The 24,593-nt window shown below is 73.0% G+C and carries 20 protein-coding genes and 1 pseudogene; 5 read left to right on the forward strand and 16 right to left on the reverse strand.

The window, feature by feature from the left end; translation table 11 throughout:
• Nucleotides 1-95 precede the first annotated feature (95 nt).
• The 5 genes and pseudogenes from MNY60_RS24475 to MNY60_RS16710 all read right to left on the reverse strand — a co-directional run bounded on the left by MNY60_RS24475 (nt 96) and on the right by MNY60_RS16710 (nt 7,344).
• Nucleotides 96-1,100, reverse strand: coding sequence for a phosphate acyltransferase (locus tag MNY60_RS24475; RefSeq protein WP_374109407.1), 1,005 nt, complete (start codon nt 1,098-1,100; stop codon nt 96-98).
• Nucleotides 1,098-2,351: pseudogene (locus MNY60_RS24480) on the reverse strand (malic enzyme-like NAD(P)-binding protein); the annotation flags it as partial. The pseudogene MNY60_RS24480 and the gene MNY60_RS24475, both read right to left, overlap by 3 nt.
• 298 nt (nt 2,352-2,649) lie before the next feature.
• The gene (locus MNY60_RS16700) at nt 2,650-4,482 is read right to left on the reverse strand and encodes a DUF4091 domain-containing protein (RefSeq protein ID WP_242361164.1); all 1,833 of its coding nucleotides are present in this window, start codon (nt 4,480-4,482) and stop codon (nt 2,650-2,652) included.
• A gap of 497 nt (nt 4,483-4,979) precedes the next feature.
• A complete protein-coding gene (locus MNY60_RS16705) occupies nt 4,980-5,927 on the reverse strand; it encodes an Fpg/Nei family DNA glycosylase (protein ID WP_242338875.1) in 948 nt (315 codons plus the stop codon).
• A gap of 31 nt (nt 5,928-5,958) precedes the next feature.
• Nucleotides 5,959-7,344, reverse strand: coding sequence for a sigma-54-dependent Fis family transcriptional regulator (locus MNY60_RS16710; RefSeq protein ID WP_242361167.1), 1,386 nt, complete (start codon nt 7,342-7,344; stop codon nt 5,959-5,961).
• Between the two features lie 72 nt (nt 7,345-7,416).
• Between MNY60_RS16710 and MNY60_RS16715 the strand changes: the two genes are divergently transcribed.
• The 5 genes from MNY60_RS16715 to MNY60_RS16735 all read left to right on the forward strand — a co-directional run bounded on the left by MNY60_RS16715 (nt 7,417) and on the right by MNY60_RS16735 (nt 12,410).
• Nucleotides 7,417-7,698, forward strand: coding sequence for a hypothetical protein (locus MNY60_RS16715; RefSeq protein ID WP_242361169.1), 282 nt, complete (start codon nt 7,417-7,419; stop codon nt 7,696-7,698).
• 1 nt (nt 7,699) lies between these two features.
• Nucleotides 7,700-9,145 carry an amidase gene (locus MNY60_RS16720; protein WP_242361171.1) on the forward strand — a complete coding sequence of 482 codons (1,446 nt, stop codon included), beginning with the start codon at nt 7,700-7,702 and terminating at the stop codon, nt 9,143-9,145.
• A 23-nt stretch (nt 9,146-9,168) separates the two neighbouring features.
• Nucleotides 9,169-9,945 (forward strand): 1-acyl-sn-glycerol-3-phosphate acyltransferase, encoded by a 777-nt coding sequence (locus tag MNY60_RS16725; protein ID WP_242340162.1) that lies wholly within the window; start codon nt 9,169-9,171, stop codon nt 9,943-9,945.
• Nucleotides 9,946-10,083: 138 nt separating this feature from the next.
• Nucleotides 10,084-11,256 (forward strand): lactate racemase domain-containing protein, encoded by a 1,173-nt coding sequence (locus MNY60_RS16730; RefSeq protein WP_242340161.1) that lies wholly within the window; start codon nt 10,084-10,086, stop codon nt 11,254-11,256.
• 233 nt (nt 11,257-11,489) lie between these two features.
• Nucleotides 11,490-12,410: a MerR family transcriptional regulator gene (locus tag MNY60_RS16735; protein ID WP_242340160.1), complete on the forward strand. Its 921-nt coding sequence runs from the start codon at nt 11,490-11,492 to the stop codon at nt 12,408-12,410.
• A 9-nt stretch (nt 12,411-12,419) separates the two neighbouring features.
• Here MNY60_RS16735 and hypB read toward each other — a convergent pair whose 3' ends face one another.
• The 11 genes from hypB to MNY60_RS16790 form a co-directional block, all read right to left on the reverse strand.
• Nucleotides 12,420-13,286, reverse strand: coding sequence for a hydrogenase nickel incorporation protein HypB (gene hypB / locus MNY60_RS16740; protein WP_242340159.1), 867 nt, complete (start codon nt 13,284-13,286; stop codon nt 12,420-12,422).
• Nucleotides 13,286-13,630 carry a hydrogenase maturation nickel metallochaperone HypA gene (locus MNY60_RS16745; protein ID WP_242340158.1) on the reverse strand — a complete coding sequence of 115 codons (345 nt, stop codon included), beginning with the start codon at nt 13,628-13,630 and terminating at the stop codon, nt 13,286-13,288. The genes hypB and MNY60_RS16745 overlap by 1 nt, the downstream gene beginning before the upstream one ends.
• A gap of 7 nt (nt 13,631-13,637) precedes the next feature.
• Complete coding sequence (hypE, locus tag MNY60_RS16750) at nt 13,638-14,660, reverse strand: hydrogenase expression/formation protein HypE (RefSeq protein WP_242340157.1); 1,023 nt, start codon at nt 14,658-14,660, stop codon at nt 13,638-13,640.
• Nucleotides 14,661-15,800: a hydrogenase formation protein HypD gene (hypD, locus tag MNY60_RS16755; protein WP_242340156.1), complete on the reverse strand. Its 1,140-nt coding sequence runs from the start codon at nt 15,798-15,800 to the stop codon at nt 14,661-14,663.
• Between the two features lie 50 nt (nt 15,801-15,850).
• On the reverse strand, nt 15,851-16,138 hold the full coding sequence (locus MNY60_RS16760) for a HypC/HybG/HupF family hydrogenase formation chaperone (protein WP_242340155.1): 288 nt from the start codon (nt 16,136-16,138) through the stop codon (nt 15,851-15,853).
• A gap of 16 nt (nt 16,139-16,154) precedes the next feature.
• The gene (hypF, locus tag MNY60_RS16765; protein WP_242361172.1) at nt 16,155-18,467 is read right to left on the reverse strand and encodes a carbamoyltransferase HypF; all 2,313 of its coding nucleotides are present in this window, start codon (nt 18,465-18,467) and stop codon (nt 16,155-16,157) included.
• A 50-nt stretch (nt 18,468-18,517) separates the two neighbouring features.
• Entirely contained in the window at nt 18,518-19,048 is a 531-nt protein-coding gene (locus MNY60_RS16770; protein WP_242361173.1) for a hydrogenase maturation protease, read from the reverse strand.
• A gap of 132 nt (nt 19,049-19,180) precedes the next feature.
• A complete protein-coding gene (locus MNY60_RS16775) occupies nt 19,181-20,917 on the reverse strand; it encodes a nickel-dependent hydrogenase large subunit (RefSeq protein WP_242340152.1) in 1,737 nt (578 codons plus the stop codon).
• An 18-nt stretch (nt 20,918-20,935) separates the two neighbouring features.
• Entirely contained in the window at nt 20,936-22,189 is a 1,254-nt protein-coding gene (gene nrfD / locus MNY60_RS16780; RefSeq protein WP_242340151.1) for an NrfD/PsrC family molybdoenzyme membrane anchor subunit, read from the reverse strand.
• Nucleotides 22,190-23,143, reverse strand: coding sequence for a hydrogenase 2 operon protein HybA (gene hybA / locus MNY60_RS16785; RefSeq protein WP_242340150.1), 954 nt, complete (start codon nt 23,141-23,143; stop codon nt 22,190-22,192). It abuts the gene before it with no gap.
• Between the two features lie 6 nt (nt 23,144-23,149).
• Nucleotides 23,150-24,262, reverse strand: coding sequence for a hydrogenase small subunit (locus tag MNY60_RS16790; protein ID WP_242361174.1), 1,113 nt, complete (start codon nt 24,260-24,262; stop codon nt 23,150-23,152).
• Nucleotides 24,263-24,593: the final 331 nt, after the last annotated feature.

Here is a 24,593-nt window from a genome sequence, read left to right on the forward strand (position 1 = left end):
TCCGGCGGGGAACCTGCGCGCACCCGCGAAAGCGGGCGCGCAGGTTCACGGGCCCCGCCGAGCAGGGGCGGGGACGCAGTCCCCGTTAGATCAGATCAAAACAGGAACTTCTCGCCCTGCGCCCGGAGCGCCGTGATCGCCGCGAGGTTCACGATCGACTGCACCGAGCAGCCCATCTGCAGCACGTTCACCGGCTTCTGCATGCCGATGAGCACCGGGCCGATCACCTCGGCGCCCGCGACGTTCGCGAGCATCTGGTAGCAGATGTTCGCGGCGTCGAGGTTCGGGAACACGAACACGTTCGCGTTGTCCTTGAGCGTCGAGAAGGGGAACTCCGGGACGCGGACCTCGGTGTTCGTCGCGATGTCGACCTGGATCTCGCCGTCGACCTCGAGGTCGGGGCTGTGCTGCCGCACGAGGTCCGTGGCGATCGCCATCTTGCGCGGGCTGTCGCCCGCGGCGGAGCCGAAGCTCGAGTACGAGAGCATCGCCACGCGCGGCACGACGTCGAAGTAGCGGGCGAGGTCGCTCGTGGTGAGCGCGATCTCGGCGAGCTCGGCGGCGGACGGGTCCACGTTCACGGTGCAGTCGGCGAAGAACTTGAAGTCGTTCTTCGTGACCACGATGTAGACGCCGGCGGCGCGCTGCCCCGGCCGCGTGCGGACCACCTCGAGCGCCGGCCGCACCGCGGCCGCGTAGCCGGAGGTGAGGCCGGTGACGAGCCCGTCCGCCGCGCCCTGCTCGACCATCACGGCCGCGTAGTAGTTCCGCATGCGGACCCGCCGCTGCGCCTCCTCGAAGGTCACGCCCCGGCGGCGGCGGATCTCCCAGTAGCGGGCGACGTAGCGGCTGAACTGGTCGCTCGTCATCGGGTCGATGACCGTGACGCCGTCGAGGTCGTCGAGCCGCTGGTCGGCGATGGAGCGCTGGATGGCGTCCACCGGGCCGAGGAGCACGGGCTCGCAGATCGCCTCCTCGCGCAGGATCTCCGCCGCCTGCTGGATCTTCGGGTGGTGGCCCTCCGGGAAGACGATGCGCGTGAGCTTCTTCTTCGCCTTGGAGGTGATGGAGCCCATCACCTGGTTCGCGCGGCTCTGCATCTTGCGCAGGCGGTCGCGGTACTCGCCGAGGTCGATCTTCTGCCTGGCGACGCCGGTGTCCATCGCGGCCTTCGCCACCGCCGGGGCGACCCAGAGCAGCACGCGCGGGTCGAGCGGCTTCGGGATGATGTAGTCACGGCCGAAGCGGAACTTCTCACCGCCGTAGGCGCGCGAGACGGAGTCGGGCACGTCCTCCTTGGCGAGGGCGGCGAGCGCGCGGGCCGCCGCCATCTTCATGTCCTCCGTGATCCCCTTCGCGCGGACGTCGAGCGCGCCGCGGAAGATGTAGGGGAAGCCGAGGACGTTGTTCACCTGGTTCGGGTAGTCGGAGCGCCCGGTGGCCATGATGACGTCGAGGCGCGCCTCCTTCGCCTCGGGGTAGCTGATCTCCGGGTCGGGGTTCGCGAGGGCGAACACGATGGCGTCCTTCGCCATCGAGCGGACCATGTCCTGGTCCACCATGCCCTTGGCGGAGCAGCCGAGCAGGACGTCCGCGCCCTTCATCGCGTCGGCGAGGGTGCGCGCCTTGGTCTCGGCGGCGAACTCCGCCTTCCACTCGTTCATCCCCTCGGTGCGGCCGCGGTAGATGACGCCCTTCGTGTCCACCATCACCACGTTCTCGCGGCGCACGCCGAGCGAGAGGTAGAACTTGGTGCAGGCGATGGCGGACGCGCCGGCGCCGGACACGACCACCTTCACCTTGGCGATGTCCTTGCCCGCGAGCTCGAGCGCGTTGAGGAGCGCGGCGCCCGAGATGATGGCGGTCCCGTGCTGGTCGTCGTGGAAGACCGGGATCTGCATCTCCCGCTTCAGCCGCTCCTCGATGATGAAGCACTCCGGCGCCTTGATGTCCTCGAGGTTCACGCCGCCGAAGGTGGGCTCGAGCGCCTTCACCACCTTGCAGAAGGCGTCGACGTCCTTCTGGTCGACCTCGATGTCGAAGACGTCGATGTCGGCGAAGCGCTTGAAGAGGACGCCCTTGCCCTCCATGACGGGCTTGCCCGCCGCGGCGCCGATGTCGCCGAGGCCGAGGACGGCGGTGCCGTTGGAGATGACGCCGACGAGGTTGCCGCGCGCCGTGTACAGGTAGGAGAGATCCTGGTCCTTCTCGATCTCGAGGCACGGCTCGGCGACGCCGGGGCTGTAGGCGAGCGCCAGATCGCGCGCGGTCGCCATGGGCTTCGTGGCGACGACCTCGATCTTCCCCTTCCGGCCGGACGAGTGGTACGCGAGCGCGTCCTCCCGCCGGATCTTCTTCTTCGGGATGGGTGCGGACGGCGGGTTTTTCGGCGGGGTGAAGTCCGTGGCCATGGTCCTTCCTTCGCGCTTTGCGTAAGGGTGGTGCGCGAACACAACGCACATGGCCCGGTAGTGTCAAGGCGACGACCCCGGCACCGCACCGCAACCGCACCTGAGCGCTCCACATTTGACGCGACGTGGCGCAGCGACGCGCTGCGGCTTTCGGGGGGCACGAGAGGACGAGCGGGCGTGCCGGAGACGCCCGGCATGCCCGCATTCACCCAGCGTGAGTGTGTCTCCTCGCGCGCGCTCAGCGCGCCCGCCGGCGGCGGAAGCGCAGCGTGCCGACCAGGCCGACGAGGGCGAGGAGCCCGGAGCTGCCGCCGGCGGCGCAGCCGCCGCGGACGAGGGTGCCCGCGGCACCGGCCTGGAGCGGGGGCGACGAGGACGGCGGCGAGGGGGGCAGCGGCGCCGGATCGCCCGGCGGCGTGGGGGCCGTCGCGCCGAGCGACACGATCCGCCTGGCGAGCTGCTCGCGCGCGGTCATGAGCGCCGCGGGCGCGACCTCCGTGGAGTACGCGTTCGGGAAGAGCGAGTCCGCGATCTGCCGCGCGAACGCGTCGTCGCCGGCGTCGGAGAGGAGCTTCAGGTACTCGTAGTCCTCCATCCCCTCGCGGATCATCTTGAGCCGGATCGAGGCGACCGGGATGTGCGTCGTGCCGCCGATCTTCGCCGGCGTGCCCGGGTAGAAGAGCGTCCCGTCGCCGTTCCCGTTGAAGTCCCACTGGTTCGTCCAGGCGTCGTGGGTGAACGCGTACGCCGTCTCCCAGTAGAGCTCGCCGGAGAGCCGGTAGCGGAACGAGAGCCACTCCATCGCCCGGTTCCGGACCGCGGAGGCGTCGATCATGTAGCTCGGCCAGCCGGTGAAGTAGCGGTCGGACGAGGACGGCGAGCCGAAGTTCACCGTGCCGCCGCAGCCGTGGCTCATGCAGCTCTGGTAGCCCCAGATCTCGCGCCGCGGCGAGGCGGCGAGGAAGGCGTCGTACTTCGAGCGCTGGTTGCCCGCGAACGTCCCCTCCCGATCGTCGAGGTAGTTGATCACCGGCACGATCACGTCGATGGAGCTCGTGACGCCGTTCGCGTCGGCCTCCTGGATCGACGTCGTCACGAGGGTGCGGACGTTCGCCGCGTGCGCGGCGGCGGCGCGTCCGGGGATGTCCGACCAGGCGCAGGTGAGGGGCGGCTCGTCACAGGTGTACTGGAAGAGCCGGTCGAGCCAGCCCTTCCCGTCGAAGAAGGAGGACCAGCTCTTCGGGTCGTAGAGGAGCTCGTAGGCGGTCATGCGCGCGCCGCGCAGCGCCGTCGCCGCCGTCCCGTCGAGCGTGGGGCCGTAGAGCGCGTCGGCGTGATCGAGGGCGGAGCTGCCGTCGTCGACGTGGGACAGCGTGATGCGGTGATCGAGCGCGAGCTGCCCGTAGCGCGCGCGGATCGCCGCGAACGCGTCGGCGGCGGAGACGCCGTGGCCGCTCGGGATGGCGCCGTAGGTGAAGCCGAACGCGGTCTTGAGCGACGCGGTCGAGGGCAGGGTGAACGGCCAGACCGTGAGCGTCACCGGCACCGTCGCGGAGCCGCCGTCCCAGGACACGCTCACGCTGCCGGTGTAGTCGCCGGCGGGCGCCTCGGGCGGCACGAAGACCTCCACCCAGATCGCCCGGCTCTCGCTCGCCGGCACGCTGAACGGGAAGGCGTTCCGCCGCTCGTTGGCGACCTCGTCGACGTCGGGCACGAGCGCGTCCGGCCAGGGTCCGGTCGCGCCGTCGAGCGCCGAGGCGGTCTGCACCTGGATGAGCGCCTCCCGGTACAGACGCACGCCGCCGATCGTGCCGGCGCCCGTCAGCTCGCTCGCCGCGGCGCGCACGTTCGTGGCCGCGCCGGTGACGACCACCTGGAAGGCCTCGAACTCGTTCCGCGCGGCGGCGATCCGCGCGCTCGAGTCCGACCTCGCGGTCGCGCCGGGCCGGATCTTCTCCGCGGCGAGCGCCGTCCAGACCTGCGCGGCGGCTGCAGGGAGCGGTGCGGCGATGGTTGCGGCGAGGAGGAGAAGGGCGATTCGGCGGATGGGGCGCTGCGTCGGCTCGGGCACGTGCTCGCCTCGTCGTTGCGGCAGGCCCTTGGGGGCACCCGCCTCGGTGTGCGTGCCTGGAGGCACCTTGGAGCCGCTTGCACACCAGGCGAGGCAGCGAGCGGCCCAACGCGAACCGAACGTGAGGGGGACCGATCGTTATTCCCCGGAGGGGGCACGATCGACGAGGCGGGCGAAAAAGAGGCTGCAGAGGAGCCGTGAGCGCGCCGTCCAGCACGCAGATCCTACCAGCGAGCTAGCACCCTGGGGGCAGCAAGGCGGGCGGGCGCTCGGTAGAACGTTGGAGCACCGATGAGTTCGGGGTCTGTTGCGCGGTAGGGGGCCCGTCGTGGCCGGGGGGCCGACAGGTCGAGATCGCGGTGATGCCGCGGCGAGTGGGCGAGCGCTGGGGAGCGGCGCGCTGCGGGCGGGGGCCGCGGCCGGGCGGTCAGGTCGGGGTCGGGGTCGCGGTCGAGTTCAGACGCGCTCTCGCCGCCGCACTCCGCCCCTCCCTCTCCTCAGCGCTTCTTCCCTCTCCGCGCCGCCACGGGCGGCGGGCGCGTGGCGCCGAGCGCGGGGTTCCGCTCGAGCTCCTCGATCGTGCGAGGCCAGTCCTCCTTGAGGAGCCGCGCGAGCGATCGGTCCGACAGGATCTGCCCGCCGGTCTGGCATCGCGGACAGTAGTTCACCTCGTTCTCCGCCCGCACGATGCGCTGCACCGCGGTCCCGCACACCGGGCACGGCTGGCGGTGCCGGCCGTGGACGGCCATCTCCGGACGGAACGCGGTCACGCCCTCCGGGAAGCCGCCGGCCGCCTCGCGGCGCAGGCGCTCGGTCCACTCGGAGAGCACCGCCTGCGTCGCCGCGTGCAGCCGCGCGATCTCCTCGTCGCCGAGCCGAGAGGTGAGGGTCACCGGCGAGAGCCGGGCGCGGTGCAGGATCTCGTCCGAGTAGGCGTTGCCGATCCCCGAGAAGAGCCGGGGGTCGGTGAGGGCGCGCTTCAGGGTGTGGTTCTCGCGCGTGAGCGCCGCGCGGAACGCGCCGGGATCCACGCCCAGGGGCTCGAGGCCCCCGCGGTCGAGCGCCGCGAGCGCCTCCGCCCCGCGCACGAGGTGGATCGAGGCGCGGCGCTTCGTGCCCGCCTCGGTGAGCACGAGCGAGCCGCCGGGGAAGTCGAGCGCCGCGAGCCCCACGCGGCCGGGGAGCTTCGCCCCCTCGTCGCGCCAGTGGAGCCGGCCCGCGATCATGAGGTGGATCGCGAGGAACAGCTCGCCCTCGAGCGCGAGCACGACGCGCTTGCCCACGCGCCGCACCGCCTCGACGCGCTTGCCGCGGGCCTCCTCCAGCGGCGGGTCCACGGAGCGCAGCACGAACGGGCTCCCGAGCCGGACGCCGAGGAGCGGCTTCCCCTGCACGCGCGCAGCGACGGCCTCGACGTACACCTCGATGTCCGGCAGCTCGGGCACGGGAGAATCCTGCCCGAGCGGCGCGCCGCCGTCAGCGCTCGCCCGGGTCGGCGATGCCGAGCCGGCGCATCCGCTTCCAGAGCGTGACCCGCGAGACGCCGAGCAGCTCCGCCGCCTGCGTGCGGTTCCAGCCCGTCCGCTCGAGCGCCTCGACGAGCGCGCGCCGCGCCTCGGCCTCCGGGTCGGGCGCGGCGCCCGGCGCGGACCGGCGCTCCGCGCGGAACCCCAGCACGTCCCGCGGGAGGTGCTCCGGCCGGATCTCGCCCGGTCCGGCACGCAGCGCGGCGTACTCGAGCGCGTTCCGGAGCTCGCGGACGTTGCCGGGCCAGGGGTACGCGCGCAGGAGGCGCAGCGCGTCCTTCGACAGGCCGCGCCCCGAGCCGAGCTCCGAGAGGAAGCGCTCCGCGAGCAGCGGCACGTCCTCGGCGTGCTCCCGCAAGGGCGGGACGCGGAGCGGGAACGCGGCCAGCCGGAAGTAGAGGTCTGCGCGGAGGCGCCCGTCCTTCACGAAGGGGCGCAGGTCCCGGTGCGTCGTGCAGAGGAGGCGCACGTCCACCGCGAGGGGGCGCTCCTCGCCAGCACGGCCGGACGCGCGCTCCTCGACGACGCGCAGGAGCTTCGCCTGCACCGCGGGGGGCGCGTCGCCGACCTCGTCGAGGACGAGCGTTCCGCCGTCCGCCTCCGCGATCTTGCCGCGGCGCCGGCCGTCGGCGTCGCCGAACAGCTCGACGTCGAGCGCGGCCGGGCCGAGCGCAGCGCACGACACGCGCACGAGCGGCCGCTGGGCGCGAGCTCCCAGGCGGTGGATCGCCTCGGCGACGCGATCCTTTCCGGTGCCGCTCTCGCCCGTGATCATCACGGTCGTGCGGGTGCGGGCGACGAGCGCGATCATCCGGAAGAGCTCGCGCATCACCTCGTGACCACCGACGAGGCCGCACAGCTCCCCGGCGGGTGCTCCGTCGTCCCGGAGCGCCGCGGGCTCGGCGGGTCCGGCGGGCGGCGCGGTGGCGATCGGTGCGCTCGCCACGTCCGTGAACGTCTCGAGCGTCCCCGCCGGCAGGCCGTCCGCCGCGAAGAGCGGGACCGCGTTCTTCACGATGAGCTGGGGTGCTCCGTCTCGCTTGCGGATCGTGCAGCAGAGCGAGGAGCGGGATCGCTCGGCGACCCCGCACTTCAGGAGCCCGGCGCCGCAGGGGCAGCCGTTCACCGAGTCCCCGGCCAGGATCGAGCAGCGCTGGCCGATCGCCTCGCTCCGGGGCCAGCCGGTGATCCGCTCCGCGGCGCGGTTCCAGAACGTGACCGTCCCCTCGCGATCCGTGAGGAACAGCCCGTCCGGGAGCGCGTCCGCCATCCGGCGGAGGGTCTCCACCGAGTCGAGGCCGAGGAAGGGCAGGGGGATCGGCGCGAGCTCGGGCACGCAGGCGAGATGTTAGCACCTGTCCCGGCGGAGGCGGCGGCGGGCGGCGCCCCGCTGTGCTAGGAACGCGGCATGGACGACAGCCAACCGGCCGTGACCGCGACACCTCGCCGCGACTTCCTGCGGATCATGGCGCTCGCCCCCGCGCTCGCCGCGGGCTGCGCGGGCGTGCACGCCGCCGCGCCCGGCGCCCCGAGCCAGGGAGCGGACCCCTCCGGCGCGCCGCCCGCCCCTGCGCCCGCCCGCGCCGCTCCAGGCCCGGACGTGATCGCGCCGCTGCGCGCGTTCCCGCTCGCCCTCGACGCCGAGCCCGCCTTCGTCTTCCGCGCCGCCCCGGCGCGCCCGGGAGCCTAGCGTGGCCGTCTCCGACGACGTCCTGTTCTCCGGAGTCCAGGCGCTCTCCCAGAAGCTCCGCGCCCGCGAGCTCTCGCCGGTCGAGCTCGCCGAGGCGTACCTCGCGCGCATCGACGCGTACGCGGCGCGGCTCGGCTGCTTCGTCACAGTGACGCCGGAGCGCGCGCTGGCCGAGGCGCGCGCGGCGGAGGCGGAGCTCGCCGCCGGCCGCTGGCGCGGGCCGCTGCACGGCGTGCCGTACGGCCTCAAGGACCTCGTCGACACGAAGGGGATCCGCACCACCTTCGGCGCGGCGCCCTACGCGGGCCGCGTGCCCGAGCGCGACGCGGCGATCGTCACGCGGCTCTCGCAGGCGGGAGCGGTGCTGCTCGGCAAGCTCTCCATGGTCGAGCTCGCGGGCGGGCTCGGCTATCACACCGGCGAGGCGGCCCTGAACGGCCCGTGCCGCACGCCGTGGGATCTCGCGCGATGGGCGGGCGGGTCGTCCTCGGGCGCCGGCTCGGCGGTGGCGGCGGGGCTCGTCGCGTTCGCCATCGGCTCGGAGACCTGGGGCTCCATCACCTGGCCGTCGGCGTTCTGCGGCGTGACGGGGCTCCGCCCGACGTACGGGGTCGTCCCGCGCCACGGCGCGATGGCGCTCTCGTACACGATGGACAAGCTCGGGCCGATGGCGCGCAGCGCGCGGGATTGCGCGCTCGTGCTCGACGTCATCGCGGGGCCTGACGCGCGCGACCCGAGCGCCATCTCGTCGCCCCCGGTCAAGCGGATCCGTCCCGAGGTGGCGCGGGGGCTCCGGGTCGCGGTGCTCGGCTTCCCCGACAAGCCGCCCGAGCCCGCGGCCGGCGCGCGCGAGGCGTTCGCCGCGGCGGAGGGAGTGCTGCGCGAGGCGGGCGCGCTCCTCGAGCCCGCGGCGCTCCCGGACCTCCCGTACGAGGCGCTCGCCGGGTTCCTCATCGAGGCGGAGGCGGCGACCGCCTTCGAGGAGCTCATCCGCTCCGGCCGCACGCGCGAGCTCGCCGACGCCTCGCACCGCACGAAGAGCCCCGAGGACTACCTGCCGAAGGCGAACGCCTCGGATTACGTCCGCGCGATGCGCGTCCGCGGCGAGATCCAGCGCGCGCTGGCCGGCTTCTTCTCGCGCTTCGACCTCGTCCTCGCGCCCAACGTCCCCTTCGTGCCGCCGCGCGTCGAGGAGAACTTCGACGCCATCTCGGAGAGCCCCGACCCCCTCGGCGCGGCCGGCAACGTGGCCGGGCTCCCGGCGGTGGCGCTCCCGATGGGCTTCTCCGGCAAGCTGCCCCTCTCGCTGCAGCTCGTCGGGCCTCCGCTCGAGGAGGGGCGCCTCCTCTCGGTGGCGGCCCTCTTCCAGGCGAAGACGCAGCACCATCTCGCCCGCCCCGAGCTCTCACCCCCCGCCGTGCCCGTCGCCGCCGTGACCGGACGGTGACGTCCGCTCAGGACCATTCGCCCGTGCCCGTCATCGCCGCGATCGGCTACTTCTTCACCGGCCTCGTCATCCTGCTCGCGCTGCCGCTGCAGGTGCTGCTCTTCGCCGTCACGTTCCCGTTCGACCGGAACCGCGCGGTCGCGGGCCGCTTCTCGCGGCTCGTCGCCGTGGCCGTCACGCGGACGTTCCCGCCCTGGCGGCTGCGCATCGAGGGGCGCTGGCCGCGCGGGCGGCAGGCGTACGTGGTCGTCGCGAACCACCAGTCGATGCTGGACATCCTCATGCTCTCGAAGCTCCCTCGCGAGATGAAGTGGATCGCGAAGGAGTCGCTCTTCAAGGTGCCCTGGGTCGGCTGGATGTTCCGCCTCTCGGGCGACATCCCGGTCCGGCGCGGCGACTCGGAGAGCGGCGGCGAGGCGCTCGCGAAGGCGCGCCGCTACCTCGAGCGCGGCATGAACGTGATGATCTTCCCGGAGGGGACGCGGAGCACGAGCGCGAAGCTCCTGCCCTTCAAGTCGGGCGCGTTCCGGCTCGCGATCGAGGCGGGGGTGCCGATCCTGCCGGTCGCGGTGCACGGTGCGGCGCAGGGCATGCCGAAGGGGAGCCCGTGGGTCCGGCCGTGCCGCGCCTACGCGCGCATCCTCGAGCCGGTCCCCACCGCCGGCCTGAGGCCCGAGGACGCGGGCCGGCTCAAGGACGAGGTGCGCCGCCGCATCGCCGCGGCGCTCCCTGCCGCGGACGTGGCGAACGGCGACGCGCCGGCGCGGTCCGTGGAGCCCGGAGCGCCGGCTCGGACGTGACGGTCAGCTCGAGGGCGGTCGTGGCGCGCTCGCCCTTCGACAGGCTCGACTGCACGCACCGCTCGTGGTGAGCCTGTCGAACCACGGGCGGTCGGTCGCCATTGCGCCCGCTCGCGCCCGCGGACGTACAATGCCCCCGTGACCGTCCTCCTCGGCTACGGCACCCGCCCCCTCGCGCTCCCGGACCTCCCCGGCGCGCGCGTGCTCCTCCCGCCCACTCCGCCCCCCGTGCCGGATCTCGAGGCGGCGATCGACGCAGCGCTCGCCCATCCCGTCGGCGCGCGTCCGCTCGCGACGGTCGCGACGGCGCGCACGCGCGTGGTGGTGATCGTGAGCGACGCCTCGCGCGACGAGCCGCGCGCGGAGCTCTTCGCGGCGGTTCGGCGCGCGCTCGGCGCGGTACCGGACGACCACCTCACGATCGCGGTGGCGAACGGGACGCACGGCCCCAAGCCGCTCGAGCGGCTCGGCCTGCCCGCCGCCGTCCTCGGCCGGCACCGGGTGGTGAACCACGACGCCCGCGACGACGCGTCGATGGTGGAGATGGGCCGGACGAGCCGCGGCACGCGCATCCGGGTGAACCGCTGCGTCGCCGAGGCGGACCTCATCGTCTCGACGGGCCGCGTGAAGCCGCACTACTTCGCGGGCTGGGGCGGAGGCGCGAAGGGGATCTTCCCCGGGCTCGGCCACGACGTGGACATCCGCCAGAACCACCGGCTCAAGGCGGAGGAGACCTCGGCGCTCGGCCGCGCCGACGGGAACCCGTGCCGCGAGGATCTCGAGGAGGCGGTGCGGCGGATCGGTCGCGACACCTACCTCGTGAATGTCGTCGAGGCGGGCGGCACGATCGTGGGCGCGGTCGCGGGCGACGTCGTCTACGCCCACCGCGAGGGCGTCCGCCTCGCGCGGCCCTGGTGCGAGGTCGAGGCGCCGAAGGCGGACGTGGTGATCGTCTCCGCGCCGCTGCCGGTGTCGGGCTCGCTCTACCAGGCCTCGAAGCTCATCCCGCCCGCGGGGCTGCTGCTCCGCGAGGGCGGCGTGGTGATCGTGGCGGCGGAGTGCCCGGAGGGCACCGGTCCGCTGCAGGTCGTGAACGAGGGGATCTTCGAGCTCGGCGTGCGGCGCTACCTGCCCGCCGGCGCGACGGTGCTGCTCGTCTCCGGGATGGACGAGGCGACGGTGCGCGAGACCTACGCGACCTTCGCGCCCGACCTCGCGGCCGCGATCGCGAGCGCCCGCGAGCGCGTCGGACGCGAGGCGACCGTCCTCGTGCTGCCGGACGCGGGCGACCTCGTGCCGCGGGCGGTGTGAGCGGCGCGCGCGTCGCCCGGTGAAGCCGGAGCGCCGCCCCGGCAACACTTCGTGCCAGGCGCTTCATCGCCCCGCGAGTGGGCTGACCGAACCGAGCCGCATCGCGCCGGCGCGCTCCGAGCGCTCCCCAGGACGCGCGCCCCGCGGCGGGAGCCTGGGCCCCTGGATGGGCAAGTGACAGATCGCGGGCAGCCGCTGGACGTGCGCACGCGGCGACGTTATCGGCACCCGGGATGAGCTCGCTGCGCTACCCCATCCGCGCGGTGTCGAGGCTGACCGGGATCTCGGTCGACACGCTGCGTGCGTGGGAGCGGCGCTACCGGGTGGTCGAGCCGCAGCGCGACGAGCGCGGGAGGCTCTACTCCGAGGAGGACGTGGAGCGGCTCCGGCTCCTCGCGCAGGCGGTCGGGCGCGGGCACGCGATCGGGCGCATCGCGGCGCTGCCTCTGGACGAGCTCCGCGCGCTGGTCGCCTCGGGAGGAGGCGAGCCGGAGCTCCTGCGCCCCGGAGCGCCGGTCGATCTCGCGAGCTTGCGGGCGGCGATCGAGCGCTTCGAGCCCGCCGCGTTCCGCCGCGAGCTCTCCCACCTCGCCGCGGTCCTCCCCGCTCACGCGCTCGCGCGCGACGTGGCCCTCCCGCTCCTGCGCGCCGTCGGCGAGGGGTGGCACGAGGGGCGGCTCTCCGTCACGCAGGAGCACCTCGTCTCCTCGGAGCTGCGGAGCCTGCTCGGCGCGCTCGTGCGGCTGCAGCCCATCCACGAGAACGCGCCCCGCCTCGTGCTCGCGACGCCCGAGGGCGAGCTGCACGAGCTCGGGACGCTCGCCGCCGCGCTCGTGGCCGCGATCGCGGGCCTCGGCGCGATCTACCTCGGACCGAGCCTCCCCGCCGCGGAGGTCGTCGCCGCGGCGCAGTACGCCGCCGCGCGCGTGGTCGTGCTCGGCCTCACCGGGGGTGCCTCGCCGCAGGCCCTCGAGGCCGTCGCCGCGGTCGCGCGCGAGCTGCCAGCGAGCGTGGAGGTGTGGGTCGGCGGGGCCGGGGCGGACGCCGCAGCGCAGGCCGGAGCGCCGCGCGTGCAGGCCATCGCGGACCTCGACGCCTTCGAGCGGGCGCTCGGGAGGGTGAGGGTGGGCGGGTCGCGCGGAGCGACTGACTGAGCGCGGCGCTCAGTCGTGGTCGTGCTTCCCGCCGCGGGCGTGCCCGTGGTGATCCGCGCTGCCGTGCTCGTGCTCGTGCCCGTCGTGGGAGTGGGCATGCGAGTGGCGCTCGTCACCGTGGGCGTGCTCGTGCGAATGCGCGTGCGAGTGCTCGTGGCCGTGGGCATACGCGTCCGCGCCGCCGAGGCCGATCCCGTCGCGCAGCTCCTCGAGCCACGCCACCCACGCGTCCATCCCCTGGCCGGTGCGGGCGGAGACCTCGATCACCCGCGGCCGCGGCATCACGCGCGCGAGCGCGTCGTGGATCTTGGCGAGCTCGACGTCGAGGTGCGGGACGAGATCGCACTTCGTGAGCAGCACGAGGTCGGCGGCGTTGAACATCACCGGGTACTTGAGCGGCTTGTCCTCGCCCTCGGTGACGGAGAGCACCACCACGTTGGCCGCCTGGCCCAGGTCGTAGATGGCCGGGCAGACGAGGTTGCCGACGTTCTCGATGAAGAACATGTCGGTGTCGCGCCAGGGGAAGTCGTGGAGCGAGCGGTGCACGAGCTCGGCGTCCAGGTGGCAGGCCTGGCCGGTGGTGATTGCCTTCGAGGGGATGCCCGCCTTCTGGAGCCGGCGCGCGTCGTTGTCGGTCGCGAGATCGGCGGAGACGGCGCCGAGCCTCCAGCCCTTCGCGGCCGCGGCCTTCGCGGTCGCCTCGAGCACGGCGGTCTTGCCCGCGCCGGGCGAGCCCATGAGGTTCAGGGCGAGGACGCGCGCCTCGAGGAAGTGCTCGCGGTTGTGGCGCGCGGCGCGGTCGTTCCCGGCCAGGATCTTCTCGTGGAGCTCCACCGGGACGAGCTCGGTGTCGCCGCAGCCGCAGGTCGTGCACATCAGGGGACCTCCATCTCGATGCCGTCGAGGGTCAGCGCGTCGGAGCCGTCGTCGAGCTTGCCGGGCGTGTCGCAGGCCGGGCAGCGCAGGATGGCGCCGCGCGCGATGGGCGTCCTGCAGCGCGGGCAGGACCAGCTCGCCGCGACGCGGGTGAGGGTGAGCGGGACGCCCGCGCAGATCGTGCCCGCGCGGAACGTCTCGTAGGCGGTCTGGAAGAGCTCGGGATCGACGCCCGAGAGCTCGCCCACGCGGACGGAGAGCTTGTGCACCGCGATCGCGTCGCGCTTCTTCGCCTCCGCCTCCACGCGGGTGACGAGCGCCTCGACGAGGGAGTACTCGTGCATTCCGCGCCTAGCAGATCCGCGGGAGGAGCTCGCCCTCGGGCTCCGCGAGCATGCGCTTGCCGAACCCGGTGTCGAGGATGACCGCGCCGGGCCGCTCGCCGATGGCGGTGGCGATGACGATCGCCGAGGCGCCCAGCGGATGGGCCCGCAGCGCGGCGAGGACCTTGTCCGCCGAGCGCGCCCGCACGCCGATGACCGCCTTGCCCTCGTTCGCGACGAGGAGCGGGTCGATGCCGATCATCTCGCCCGCGGCGCGCACCTCGTCGCGCACCGGCAGCGCGGTCTCGTCGATGACGATGCCGACCTTGCCCTTCGCGGCCATCTCGTGGAGCACGCCCGCGACGCCGCCGCGGGTCGGGTCCTTCATCGCCACCACGTCCTCGCCGCCGGCGCGGAGCGCCTCGCGGACGAGCCCGTTGAGCGGCGCCACGTCGGAGCGGAGGTCGCCCTCGAGCCGCAGGTCGTGGCGGCGCGACATGATGGCCATGCCGTGGTCGCCGATGGTGCCGGTGACGATGACGAGGTCTCCGGCGCGCAGGCCCGCGTCGCTGACGACGCGATCGGCGAGCGCGACGCCGGTCGTGTTGAGGACGATCCCGTCCACCTCGCCCTTGCCCATCACCTTGGTGTCGCCGGTGACGATGGGCGCGTTCGCCTCGCGCGCCGTCTCGCGCATCGAGGCCACGACGCGCTCCAGGTCGGCGCGCGGGAAGCCCTCCTCGAGCACCACCGCGCAGGTGAGGCCGAGCGGCTCGGTCGCGCCCATCATGGCGAGGTCGTTCACGGTGCCGGAGACGCTGAGCCGACCGATGTCGCCGCCCGGGAAGAAGATGGGGTGCACGACGTGGGAGTCGGTGGTGACGACGAGCCAGCGATCGCCGACGCGGATGGCCGCGCCGTCGTCGAGCGCCGAGAGGCCGATGCCGTCCACCGGGGAGGCGAGGGTGAGGAACACGTCCTCGATGAGCTGGCGCATCGCGCGCCCGCCCGAGCCGTGCTTGAGCCCGATCTTCGCCTGGGGCTTCTCCATCTAGGTCCCCACCTTCCTGAGATCCGGGACGCCGCCGTAGGTGTGCCAGATGCGGCACTGCCCCTCCGACGACACCATGCAGGCGCCCACCGGCGACTCGGGGACGCAGGCCCTGCCGAACAGCGCGCAGTCGCCCGGGTTCGCGAGGCCGAGCATGATCGAGCCGCAGATGCAGCCCTTCGCGGCCTCCTCGGCCTCCTCGTCGCGCACCGGCGAGGTGTCGATGCGGAAGCGCTTGCGCGCGTCGAGGTGCGCGTACTCGGGCGTGAGGTCGAGGTTCCCATCGCGGACCTCGGCGATGCCGCGCCACCTGCCGGTCACCGGGCGGAACACCTTCCAGAGCGAGCGCTGCGCGGCGAGGTTGCCCTCCTTCGTCACGCAGCGCGGGTAGACGTTCGCGACCTCGGGCTTCCCGGCGCGCATGAGCTCGGTGAGCTTGAGGATCGCGGCGAGGATGTCGAGCGGCTCGAAGCCGGCGACCACCACCGGCTTGCCGGTGCGCGCGGCGAACGGCTCGAAGATGCCCCAGCCGGTGATGATGGCGGCGTGGCCCGCCGCGATGTAGCCCTCGATGTTCGTCTCCGGGCTCTCGGCGACGACGTTCATCGCGGCCGGGACGTACTTGTGCACCGACAGGATGGAGAAGTTCTTCGGCGGGTTCGCGAGCGCCACCGCCGCGGTGGCGACCGCCGTGGTCTCGAAGCCGGAGCCGAGGAAGACCACCTCGTCCGCGGGGTGCTTCTCGGCGAGCTCGAGCGCCTGGGACACGGAGTAGACGACGTCGACCTTGGCGCCCTCGGCCTGGGCGTCCGCGAGCGACCGCGCGGTCCCGGGTAGGCGCAGCATGTCACCGTAGGTGCACACGCGCGCGCCCTGGACCGCGAGCGCGACCGCCTCGTCCACCTCGGGGCCGTCGGTGACGCAGACCGGGCAGCCCGGGCCCATGATGAGCTCGAGGTCCGGCGGCAGCACGGCGCGCAGGCCGAAGCGCGCGATGGCCTGCTCGTGACTGCCGCACACGTGCATGACCGAGACGCGCCGCCCGAGCGCAGCGACCTCGTGCCCGATCGCCTCGGAGAGGGCGCGCGCGCGCACCGGGTCGCGGAACTTGAGCTCCTGGAAGAGATCCTTCGCTGCCATGGGGTCTCCACGCCACCGCGCGCTCGCCGGAGCGCCGCGCCGGCGGCTCGCTACTCCTTGTGCTTCGCCGCCGCGATCTCGCCCCGCACGTCGGCGGCCATGAGGTCCGCCTTCGCGCCGGAGACGTCGAGGATCTGGTCGAACAGCGCGAGCGTCTCCTGCACCTCGTCGGGCGGGATGCGCCGGATGGCGAAGCCGACGTGGTTCAGGACGTAGTCCCCGACCGACACCGGCTCGTCCACGATGTCGAGGCGGAGCTCCTTCCTCACGCCGAAGAAGTCCACCGTCGCGCTCATCCCGTCGATGGCGAGGACCTTCCCTGGAACGCCGAGGCACATGTGTTGGGCTCTCCGATTACGGGTGCGCGCGCGCGTCCGCGACGAGCGCCTGGCCGAGCGCGATCCCACCGTCGCCGGGGGGCACCTGACCGTGTGGGTATACCGCGAAATCCGCCGAAAGCTCGCCGAGGAGGCCCTCGGTCAGCCGGGCGTTCTGGAAGCAGCCGCCGGTGAGCACCACGGGCAGCCGCCCGGTCGCCCGGCTGGCGTGCCGGACGAGCTCGGCGCCGGCGCGGGAGAGCGTGGCGTGGAAGCGGGCCGAGATCGCCGCGGGCGCGGTGCCGGCGAGGACGTCCGCGACGAGGGCGCGCCAGAGCGGGCGCAGGTCGAGCTCCGCGACGGGGGCGCCCGTGTCGACGTCGAACGGGTAGGGCGCCTCGCACGAGCTCGCCGAGCCGGCGGCGTTGTCGAGCGCGAGCGCGACCTGCCCCTCGTAATGGGAGACGCCACGGCCGAGCGCGAGCGCGCCGGCGGCGTCGAAGGCGCGGCCCACGCCGTGGGCGCGCGGCGAGTTGAGGCCGGTCGCGAGCAGGCGGCGCACGACGGCGAGCTCGGCCGCGGGGACCGCGCGGAAGAGCGGGAGGTCCGCGACCGGCGCGTCCTCTCCGAAGGCGTCGAGCAGCGCCGCGAGCGCGAGGCGCCACGGCTCGCGGATGGCGCGGTCGCCGCCGGCGAGGGCGAGCGGCCGGAACGTGGCGAGGCGCTCGAAGCGGCCGCGCTCGGCGAGGAGGAGCTCGCCGCCCCAGGCGGTGCCGTCCGGGCCGAGGCCGGTGCCGTCCCAGGCGAGCGCGAGCACCGGGCCGTCGAGGCCGTGCTCGGCCATGGCGGCCGCGGCGTGCGCGTGGTGGTGCTGCACCTCGACGAGCGGGACGCCGAGCGCGGCGGCGCGCTCGCGGGCGTAGCGGGTCGAGACGTAGAGCGGGTGGAGATCGCAGGCCACGACCTCGGGGCGCAGCGCGAGGAACCCCTCGAGCCGCGCGATGGCCGCCTCGAACGCCGCATAGGTCTCGAGGTTGTCGAGGTCGCCGACGTGCGGCCCGAGCACCGCCTCGTCGCCGCGCGCGAGGCAGAACGTGTTCTTGAGCTGCGCGCCGACCGCGAGGACGGGGCGCGCGAAGCGGCGGTGGACGATCACCGGGCGCGGGACGTAGCCGCGCGAGCGGCGCATGACGAGCGGCTGGCCCGCGATGGTCCGCGCGACCGAGTCGTCGCAGCGCGAGGCGATGGGCCGGTCGTGCACGAGGAAGAGGTCGGCGATGCCGCCGAGCCGCCGGACCGCCTCGTCGTCCTCGAAGGCGATGGGCTCCTCCGAGAGGTTGCCGCTCGTCATCACGAGCGGCCGGCCCGCGGCCTCGAGGAGGAGGTGGTGGAGCGGCGCGTAGGGGAGGAGGAGGCCCACGAGCGGGCTGTCCGGCGCGAGCTCCCGCGCGAGGGCCGCTTCCGGTCGTCGGCGGCACAGCACGATGGGGCGCTCGACCGAGGCGAGCAGCGCCTCCTCCGCCTCGCCGATGTCCGCGAGCGCACGCGCCGCGGCGAGGTCGCGGACCATCACCGCGAGCGGCTTCTCCTCGCGGCGCTTGCGGGCGCGCAGCGTCGCGACCGCCGTGCTCGAGGTCGCGTCGCAGGCGAGGTGAAAGCCGCCGAGGCCCTTCACCGCGGCGATGGCGCCCGCGGCGAGCGCGCGGCCGACCTGGCCGATGGGATCCGTCACCTCGACCGCCGAGCCGTCGCGCGCGACGACACGCACGCGCGGCCCGCAGGCGGGGCAGGCGTTCGGCTGCGCGTGGAAGCGGCGGTCGAGAGGATCGGCGTACTCGCGCGCGCACGCCGGGCACATCGTGAACCCGGCCATGGTCGTGGCCGGCCGGTCGTAGGGGGCGCCGTGCGCGATGGTGAAGCGCGGGCCGCAGTCCGTGCAGTTCGTGAACGGGTAGCGGTGGCGGCGGTCGCGCGGGTCGAAGACCTCTCGCTCGCAGGCGGCGCAGGTGGCGAGGTCGGGCGGGATGGCCGCGCGCCGCTCGGCGGCGGGGCCGCTCGCGACGATCTCGAACCCCTCCAGCCCTTCCGCCGCGATGGGCTCGCTCGAGAGCGTCTCGATGACCGCCGCCGGCGGCCGGTCGCTCCGGAGCCGCCGCTCGAGCTCGTCGAGCGCGGCGGCAGGTCCGAACGCCTCGACCGTCACGCCGGACGCGTCGTTCCGCACGCGCCCCGCGAGCCCGAGCGCGTGCGCGAGCCGGTACACGAAGGGCCGGAAGCCGACGCCCTGGACCGTGCCGCTCACGGTCAGGCGCCGACCGGCGGGCGCGCGCTGTAGGGGATCGGTCCGCATCGTCTCCGGCTCTCATAACGGCGCGGCGCGGCGCCGGCCGTGCCTCGCCTTCACCCCCGCGGCTTCTCCCACCACAGATCCGGCGCTGCCGGCGGAACGCGTTCCGTCACCGCCACCCCGAGCGCCGCGAGCTCCTTCGCGACCTGGGCGACGGCGCCGTCGATCGCCGCGCGCACCTCCGGCGAGAGGCCGATCCCGGTCGCCACGCTCGCCGGGACCACGCCGACGAGCTTCACCGTCCTCGGAGAGACGCCCATGAACTCCGCGTTCATGAGGGCCTCGCGGACTCCGGGCTCGTGCGGGCTCATGGCGAGGACCGGCGCCTTGTGCAGCAGCTCCTCCTTGTCGTAGACGCGCAGCGTGCCCGGCGCGGCCTTCGCCTTCACCGCGTCCACGAGGACGAGCCCCTCGAGCCCGGCGATGAACGCGGTGAGGTCGTAGCCGGGGGTGCCGGCGTCCATCACCTGCACGTCGGGCGGGACCGCGTGGCGCGCCTCGAACACGCGGACCACGTGCGGGCCCACGGCGTCGTCGCCGGTGAGCACGTTGCCGATGCCGATGACGGCGATGCGGGGGGACATGAGGCTCCTGCGTCGAAAGAGAATCCCGCCCCGGGAGGGAGTCCGGGACGGGATCGGTTCTACCGCGCGTGCCGGCCGCGCGCCGCTCGCCCTTCGACAGCTCGGGGCGAGCGGCCACGGAAAGGCTCGTGGCTACAGCACCTTCACCCGCGCGAGCTCCTCGCCCTCCGCGTCCACGGTGTGGATCGCGCAGGCGAGGCACGGATCGAACGAGTGGATCGTGCGGAGCGCCTCGAGCGGGAGCTTCGGGTCGGCGATCGGGTTCCCGACGAGCGACTTCTCGTAGGGGCCGAGCTGATCCTTCGCGTCGCGCGGGCCGGCGTTCCAGGTGGACGGCACGACCGCCTGGTAGTTGGCGAGCTTCATCGTCTTGCCGTCGGTCTCGATGACCGACCAGTGCGAGAGCGTGCCGCGCGGCGCCTCGTGGAAGCCGACGCCCTTGTACGTGCCGGGCTTCAGGTTCTTCATCGGGTCGACGAAGATCGCCGTGTCGCCCTTGCCGATGTTCTCGACGAGGAGCTTCCAGTGCTTGAGCGCGAGCTCGCCCATGGTCGCCGCGCGGATCGCGCGGGCGGCGTGGCGGCCGAGCGTCGAGTGCAGGACCGCCGGCGTGAGCTTCACGCCCGCGATCTTGCCGGCGGTGCCGAGGCAGAAGTCCGCCCACTTCTTGATGCTCTCGTGGCCGCCGGCGTAGCCGACGAGCACCTGCGCGAGCGGGCCCACCTGCACGGGCTTGCCCTCGAGGCGCGGCGCCTTCACCCACGTGTACTTCTCGGGCGCGGGCGTCTCCGCCTTCCACTCACCCGTGTACTTCGGGTTCGTCTGGCCCTCCCACGGCTGGCGGACGGTGTCGCCCTCGTAGTAGGCGCGGGCGATCGACTCCGTGACGTTCTGCTTCAGGTAGTCGTCGTTCCAGCTCGCGACCGGCTTCACGTTCGAGAGATCGCCGTTCCAGATGACGCCGCCGGGCAGGTCGAACCGGGTCATCTTCACGTCGGTCGGCATGTCCGGCACGGCGAGGTAGTTCGTCACGCCCGCGCCGTACTTGAGCCAGTCCGGGTAGCTCGCCGCGATGGCCGCGACGTCCGGCAGGTAGACCTGCTGCACGAAGGTGACGACCTCCTCGAGGAGCGTCTTCACCTGGTACAGCTTCTCCATGTTGAGCGCCGCGGGGCTGTCCAGGTTGATGGCGTTCGCGACGCCGCCCACCGCGAGGTTCTGGATGTTCGGCGTCTTCGAGCCGAGGATCGCGACGACCTGGTTCGCCTTGCGCTGCACGTCGAGCGCCTGCAGGTAGTGCGCGACGGCGAGGAGGTTCACCTCCGGCGGGAGCTTCATCGCCGGGTGGCCCCAGTAGCCGTTGGTGAAGATGCCGAGCTGGCCGGCCGCGACGAAGCCCGCCACCTTCTCCTTCACCGCCTTGAGGGCGTGCTTGGAGTTGCCCGCCCACTGCAGGCCGAGCGAGTCGGCGAGGTTCGCCGCCTTCTCCGGGTCCGCCTTCAGCGCGGCGACCACGTCCACCCAGTCGAGCGCGGAGAGCGCGTAGAAGTGGACGATGTGATCGTGGAGCGCGTGGGCGCTCATGATCACGTTGCGGATGAGCTGCGCGTTGAGCGGGATCTCGAGGCCGAGCGCGTTCTCGACGCTGCGCACCGAGGCGATCGCGTGCACGGTGGTGCACACGCCGCAGATGCGCTGCGTGAACACCCAGGCGTCGCGCGGATCGCGGCCCTGCAGGATGGTCTCGATGCCGCGCCACATGGTCCCGGAGGACCAGGCGTTCTTGACCGCCCCGCCGTCCACCTCGACGTCGATGCGGAGGTGGCCCTCGATCCGAGTGACGGGGTCGATGGTGATGAGCTTACCCATGGACGTTCACCTCTCTGCCTAGCGGCTGGCGGCGGCCTTCGCGGGGCCGCTGCCGACGTGGGTGTGCTCGTCGCGGACGTCCTCGACGACCACGACGGGGAACTTGCGGGAGACGAAGATGAAGAGCGCGACGCCGACGGCCGCCATGCCCACCGTGACGATCGTCTCGCCCAGCGACGGCCAGTAGTTCCAGCCGGCGGCGATGGGCTTGCCGTCCGCGGTCCACCCGGCCGGGCGGTACATGGTGAGGTAGGCGTCGACGCGGTACGCGGCGCCCGCCGCGACGGCGAGCAGCGCCGCCCCGAACATCCGGCCCTTGTTCCGCTGCACGCGCGGCGAGAGGAACATGAGCGCGGGGGCGAGGAAGAGCGCGAGCTCGGCCACGAACAGGAGCGTGGGGAAGTCGAGCGCGAGGAAGCGGAGCTTGCCGCTCCAAACCACGTCCGCCACGCGGAGCACCACGTAGAAGAGCAGCATGCCCGCGTTCACCTTGGACATGTCCGCGAAGAGCTTCGGGTCGTGCTTGGCGTTCCAGGTGAGGTTCAGGATCGTGACGAGCGCCACGACCGCGCCGAACCCCATGGACAGGCAGGAGACGAGGAACAGCGTGGGCAGGAGCGCCGTGTGCCAGAGCGGGTGGATCTTGGGGCCGGCGATCAGCATCAGGCCGCCGAGGGAGCTCTGGTGCATCGTGGGGAGCAGGATCGCGAGCGCGATGATGTAGGGCATCGCCTTCGCGAGCCGCGGGCCCCAGGTCTTGCCGATGGCCGCCCAGCGCGGCGAGCGGCTCGCGGCGGCGCCGTCGAGGATCGAGGGCAGCACCTCGATCCACAGCACCGTCACGTAGACGATGACGCAGATGGCGACCTCGAGCAGCGCGGAGCTGAGGTTCCACCAGGGGATCCACGGCAGCAGGTACGAGTTCCAGTACCGGCCGAGCGCGATCATGATCGAGCTGCCGCCCAGCGTGTAGGCGATGGCGCCGACGAGCACCGCCGGCCGCACGAGGCCGTGGTACTGGCCCTTGTTGAGGAGGTAGCAGAGCAGGCCGACCGAGTACGCGCCCGCGCCGATGCCGGTGAAGACGACGACGTTCACCGGCTCCCAGATGCCCCAGGTGAAGCCGTCCGTCATGTTCGACACCGGCCCGACGCCGGCGAAGAAGCGGTAGGCCATCACCACGGCGGCGACGCCGAACAGCGCGAGCAGCACCAGCATCGAGCGGTCGAGCAGGCTCCCGCCGATGGCCTTCGGATGATCGTGGGCGCTCATCTACTTGCCCTCCTCGCGGTGCTCGGCCGCCTCTTCCCTCTTCCGGTTCCGCGCGATGAGCGCGGCCATGCCGAGGTACAGCGCGACCGGCGTGACGCCGTGCAGGTACGGGGCGTGGGAGACGCTCTCCGAGAACGAGGCCTGGGAGCGGTCCGGCAGCTCCGGCAGCCCGAGCTGCGTGAACGAGACGCCCGCGGGGGCGAGGTACAGCACCTGGGTGCCGCCGCCCTCCTTCTCGCCGTAGACGTGCTGCTGGTAGCGCGCGGGGGAGGCGGCGATGCGCCGCTTCGCCTCGGCGAGCAGCTCCTCGCGGCGGCCGTAGACGACCGCCTCGCGGGGGCAGACCTCGCAGCAGGCCGGGTTCGCGATGGAGAGGAGCCCCTCCTGCTTCGGGTCGGCGCGGTGCCGGCACAGCTCGCACTTCACGATGAGCGGGAACGCGTCGAACCACTCGAACTTCGGCACGTTGAACGCGCAGCCGATCTGGCAGTAGCGGCAGCCGACGCAGGTGTTCTTGTCGTAGACGACGATGCCGCTGCCGGCGCGCTCGCCGGGGAGCTTCTTCTTCCCCTCGCCCTCCTTGTGGAGGGCGCCCATCATGCAGACCGACACGCAGGACGGGTCGACGCAGTGCATGCACTGCTGCTTCATGTAGGTCGGGCCGTTCGCCGCCTCGACCGCCTTGATGACGTTCTTCGTGCTGCTGTTGAGGTCGCGGGGCGCGTCGTACTGGCCGCCGGTCTCGCCGGTCTCGAGGTCCACCGGCAGCTTGTTGGCGCGCTTGCACGCGCTCTGGCAGGCGCGGCAGCCGACGCACAGGGTGGCGTCGAAGAGCATCCCCACCGCCTGGGGGCGCGGCTCGACGGCTTCTCGAGCGGACGCGGTCCCGGCGAGCGCGGTGGTCGCTCCCGCAACGGCCGCTCCCTTGAGCAGGTCTCGTCGTGAGATGCGCATGGGGGGCTACTCCTTCCCCTCGGTCTTCTCGGAGTCGGCGCTGATCTTCCGCGTCGCGACGACGCCCGCGCCGACGATGGCGCCGACGACGGCGCTGCCCACGCCGACGGCGAGGGCGCTCTTGCCGAGCACCGTGTGGTCGGGGTGGATGGCGGGGTAGGCCATGGGGGCCGTCGGGTTCTGGACGGGCAGGTTCGTGTAGATGGGCACGGTGAAGCCGACGCCCTGCTCGGTGCAGCCGACGCAGGGGTGGCCGATGCCGACCGGCCACGCGCCGGGCACCTCGCAGAAGTCGAGCAGCGAGCAGTTGGCGTGGGTCTGGGGGCCCTTGCAGCCGAGCTTGTAGAGGCAGTAGCCGTTGCGGTGCCCCTCGTCCCCGAACGCCTGCGCGAACCGGCCGGCGTCGAAGTGCGGGCGGCGCTGGCAGTCCTCGTGGATGACGCGGCCGTAGGCGAACTTCGGGCGGCCGAGGTCGTCGAGCGCCGGGAGCGTGCCGAAGGTCGCGTACTGCAGCACGGTGCCGAGCAGGTTGTAGGGGTTCGCCGGGCAGCCGGGCAGCGTGACGACCGTCTTGCCCTTCAGGATCTGCGGCGCGCCGGTCGCGCCGGTCGGGTTCGGCGCCGCGGACGGGACGCCGCCCCACGACGCGCACGAGCCGATCGCGATGATCGCGCCGGCCTTGGCGGCGACGGCGTTGAGCGTGTCGATCGCCTTCTTGCCGCCGACCTGGCAGTAGATGCCGCCGTCCTTCTCCGGGATCGCGCCCTCGACGACGAGGACGAACTTGCCCTCGTTCTCGTGCAGGGCCTTCTCGAGCGCCTCCTCGATCTGGCGGCCGGCCGCCGCGAACAAGGTCTCGTGGTAGTCGACCGAGACGAGGTCGAGGATGAGCGCGCCGACGTCCGGGTGGCTCGTGCGGAGCAGCGACTCGGTGCAGCCGGTGCATTCCTGGAAGTGGAGCCAGATGACCGAGGGCTTCCTTCCCTTGGCCACGTTCTCCGCCATCTTCTCGCCGGCCCAGGCCGGGAGGCCCACGGCCGCCGCCGCGGTGGTGCAGACCTTGATGAAGTCACGGCGGGAGACACCCTTGGTCTCCAGGCCGAGCACTTCGGAGCCCATATCGTTCATTCCGTCCTCCGGGTGCCGCGGAGACTGACCGCTCCAATCGAAAATTACAACCTACTAAAATTCCCCGGCTTTTCGGAAATCGGGCAAACGAAATGTTTGCGTGGCGCTCGTGCGGCAAATGGACGCCGCGCGCTATCGGCGCACCCTTCCGTCGAGCCTGAGGCTTGACCGACGTCACGCGGAACCCGGGTCAAACCCGAAAACGGGCCCGCGAATTGGCCTTTGTGGACTCCGCGAGACAACATTGACGGGATGGCTCCACGTTAAATTTGCGCCAACAATTTTGGGGTGAAAATCGAGGGGAGGCGGCGCGCGCGAGCGG

Source organism: Anaeromyxobacter sp. SG17 (genome assembly GCF_022690695.1).
Lineage (GTDB): Bacteria > Myxococcota > Myxococcia > Myxococcales > Anaeromyxobacteraceae > Anaeromyxobacter > Anaeromyxobacter soli.

What these genes read in the sequence shown, in the direction of transcription:
- MNY60_RS24475 (WP_374109407.1), bottom strand. Translation starts at nt 1,100, where the DNA reads ATGCAGAGCCGCGCGAACCAGGTGATGGGCTCCATCACCTCCAAGGCG.
- MNY60_RS16715 (WP_242361169.1), top strand. Translation starts at nt 7,417, where the DNA reads ATGGACGACAGCCAACCGGCCGTGACCGCGACACCTCGCCGCGACTTC.
- MNY60_RS16735 (WP_242340160.1), top strand. Translation starts at nt 11,490, where the DNA reads ATGAGCTCGCTGCGCTACCCCATCCGCGCGGTGTCGAGGCTGACCGGG.
- hypB (WP_242340159.1), bottom strand. Translation starts at nt 13,286, where the DNA reads ATGTGCACGACCTGCGGCTGCGGCGACACCGAGCTCGTCCCGGTGGAG.
- MNY60_RS16745 (WP_242340158.1), bottom strand. Translation starts at nt 13,630, where the DNA reads ATGCACGAGTACTCCCTCGTCGAGGCGCTCGTCACCCGCGTGGAGGCG.
- hypE (WP_242340157.1), bottom strand. Translation starts at nt 14,660, where the DNA reads ATGGAGAAGCCCCAGGCGAAGATCGGGCTCAAGCACGGCTCGGGCGGG.
- hypD (WP_242340156.1), bottom strand. Translation starts at nt 15,800, where the DNA reads ATGGCAGCGAAGGATCTCTTCCAGGAGCTCAAGTTCCGCGACCCGGTG.
- MNY60_RS16760 (WP_242340155.1), bottom strand. Translation starts at nt 16,138, where the DNA reads ATGTGCCTCGGCGTTCCAGGGAAGGTCCTCGCCATCGACGGGATGAGC.
- hypF (WP_242361172.1), bottom strand. Translation starts at nt 18,467, where the DNA reads ATGCGGACCGATCCCCTACAGCGCGCGCCCGCCGGTCGGCGCCTGACC.
- MNY60_RS16770 (WP_242361173.1), bottom strand. Translation starts at nt 19,048, where the DNA reads ATGTCCCCCCGCATCGCCGTCATCGGCATCGGCAACGTGCTCACCGGC.
- MNY60_RS16775 (WP_242340152.1), bottom strand. Translation starts at nt 20,917, where the DNA reads ATGGGTAAGCTCATCACCATCGACCCCGTCACTCGGATCGAGGGCCAC.
- nrfD (WP_242340151.1), bottom strand. Translation starts at nt 22,189, where the DNA reads ATGAGCGCCCACGATCATCCGAAGGCCATCGGCGGGAGCCTGCTCGAC.
- hybA (WP_242340150.1), bottom strand. Translation starts at nt 23,143, where the DNA reads ATGCGCATCTCACGACGAGACCTGCTCAAGGGAGCGGCCGTTGCGGGA.
- MNY60_RS16790 (WP_242361174.1), bottom strand. Translation starts at nt 24,262, where the DNA reads ATGGGCTCCGAAGTGCTCGGCCTGGAGACCAAGGGTGTCTCCCGCCGT.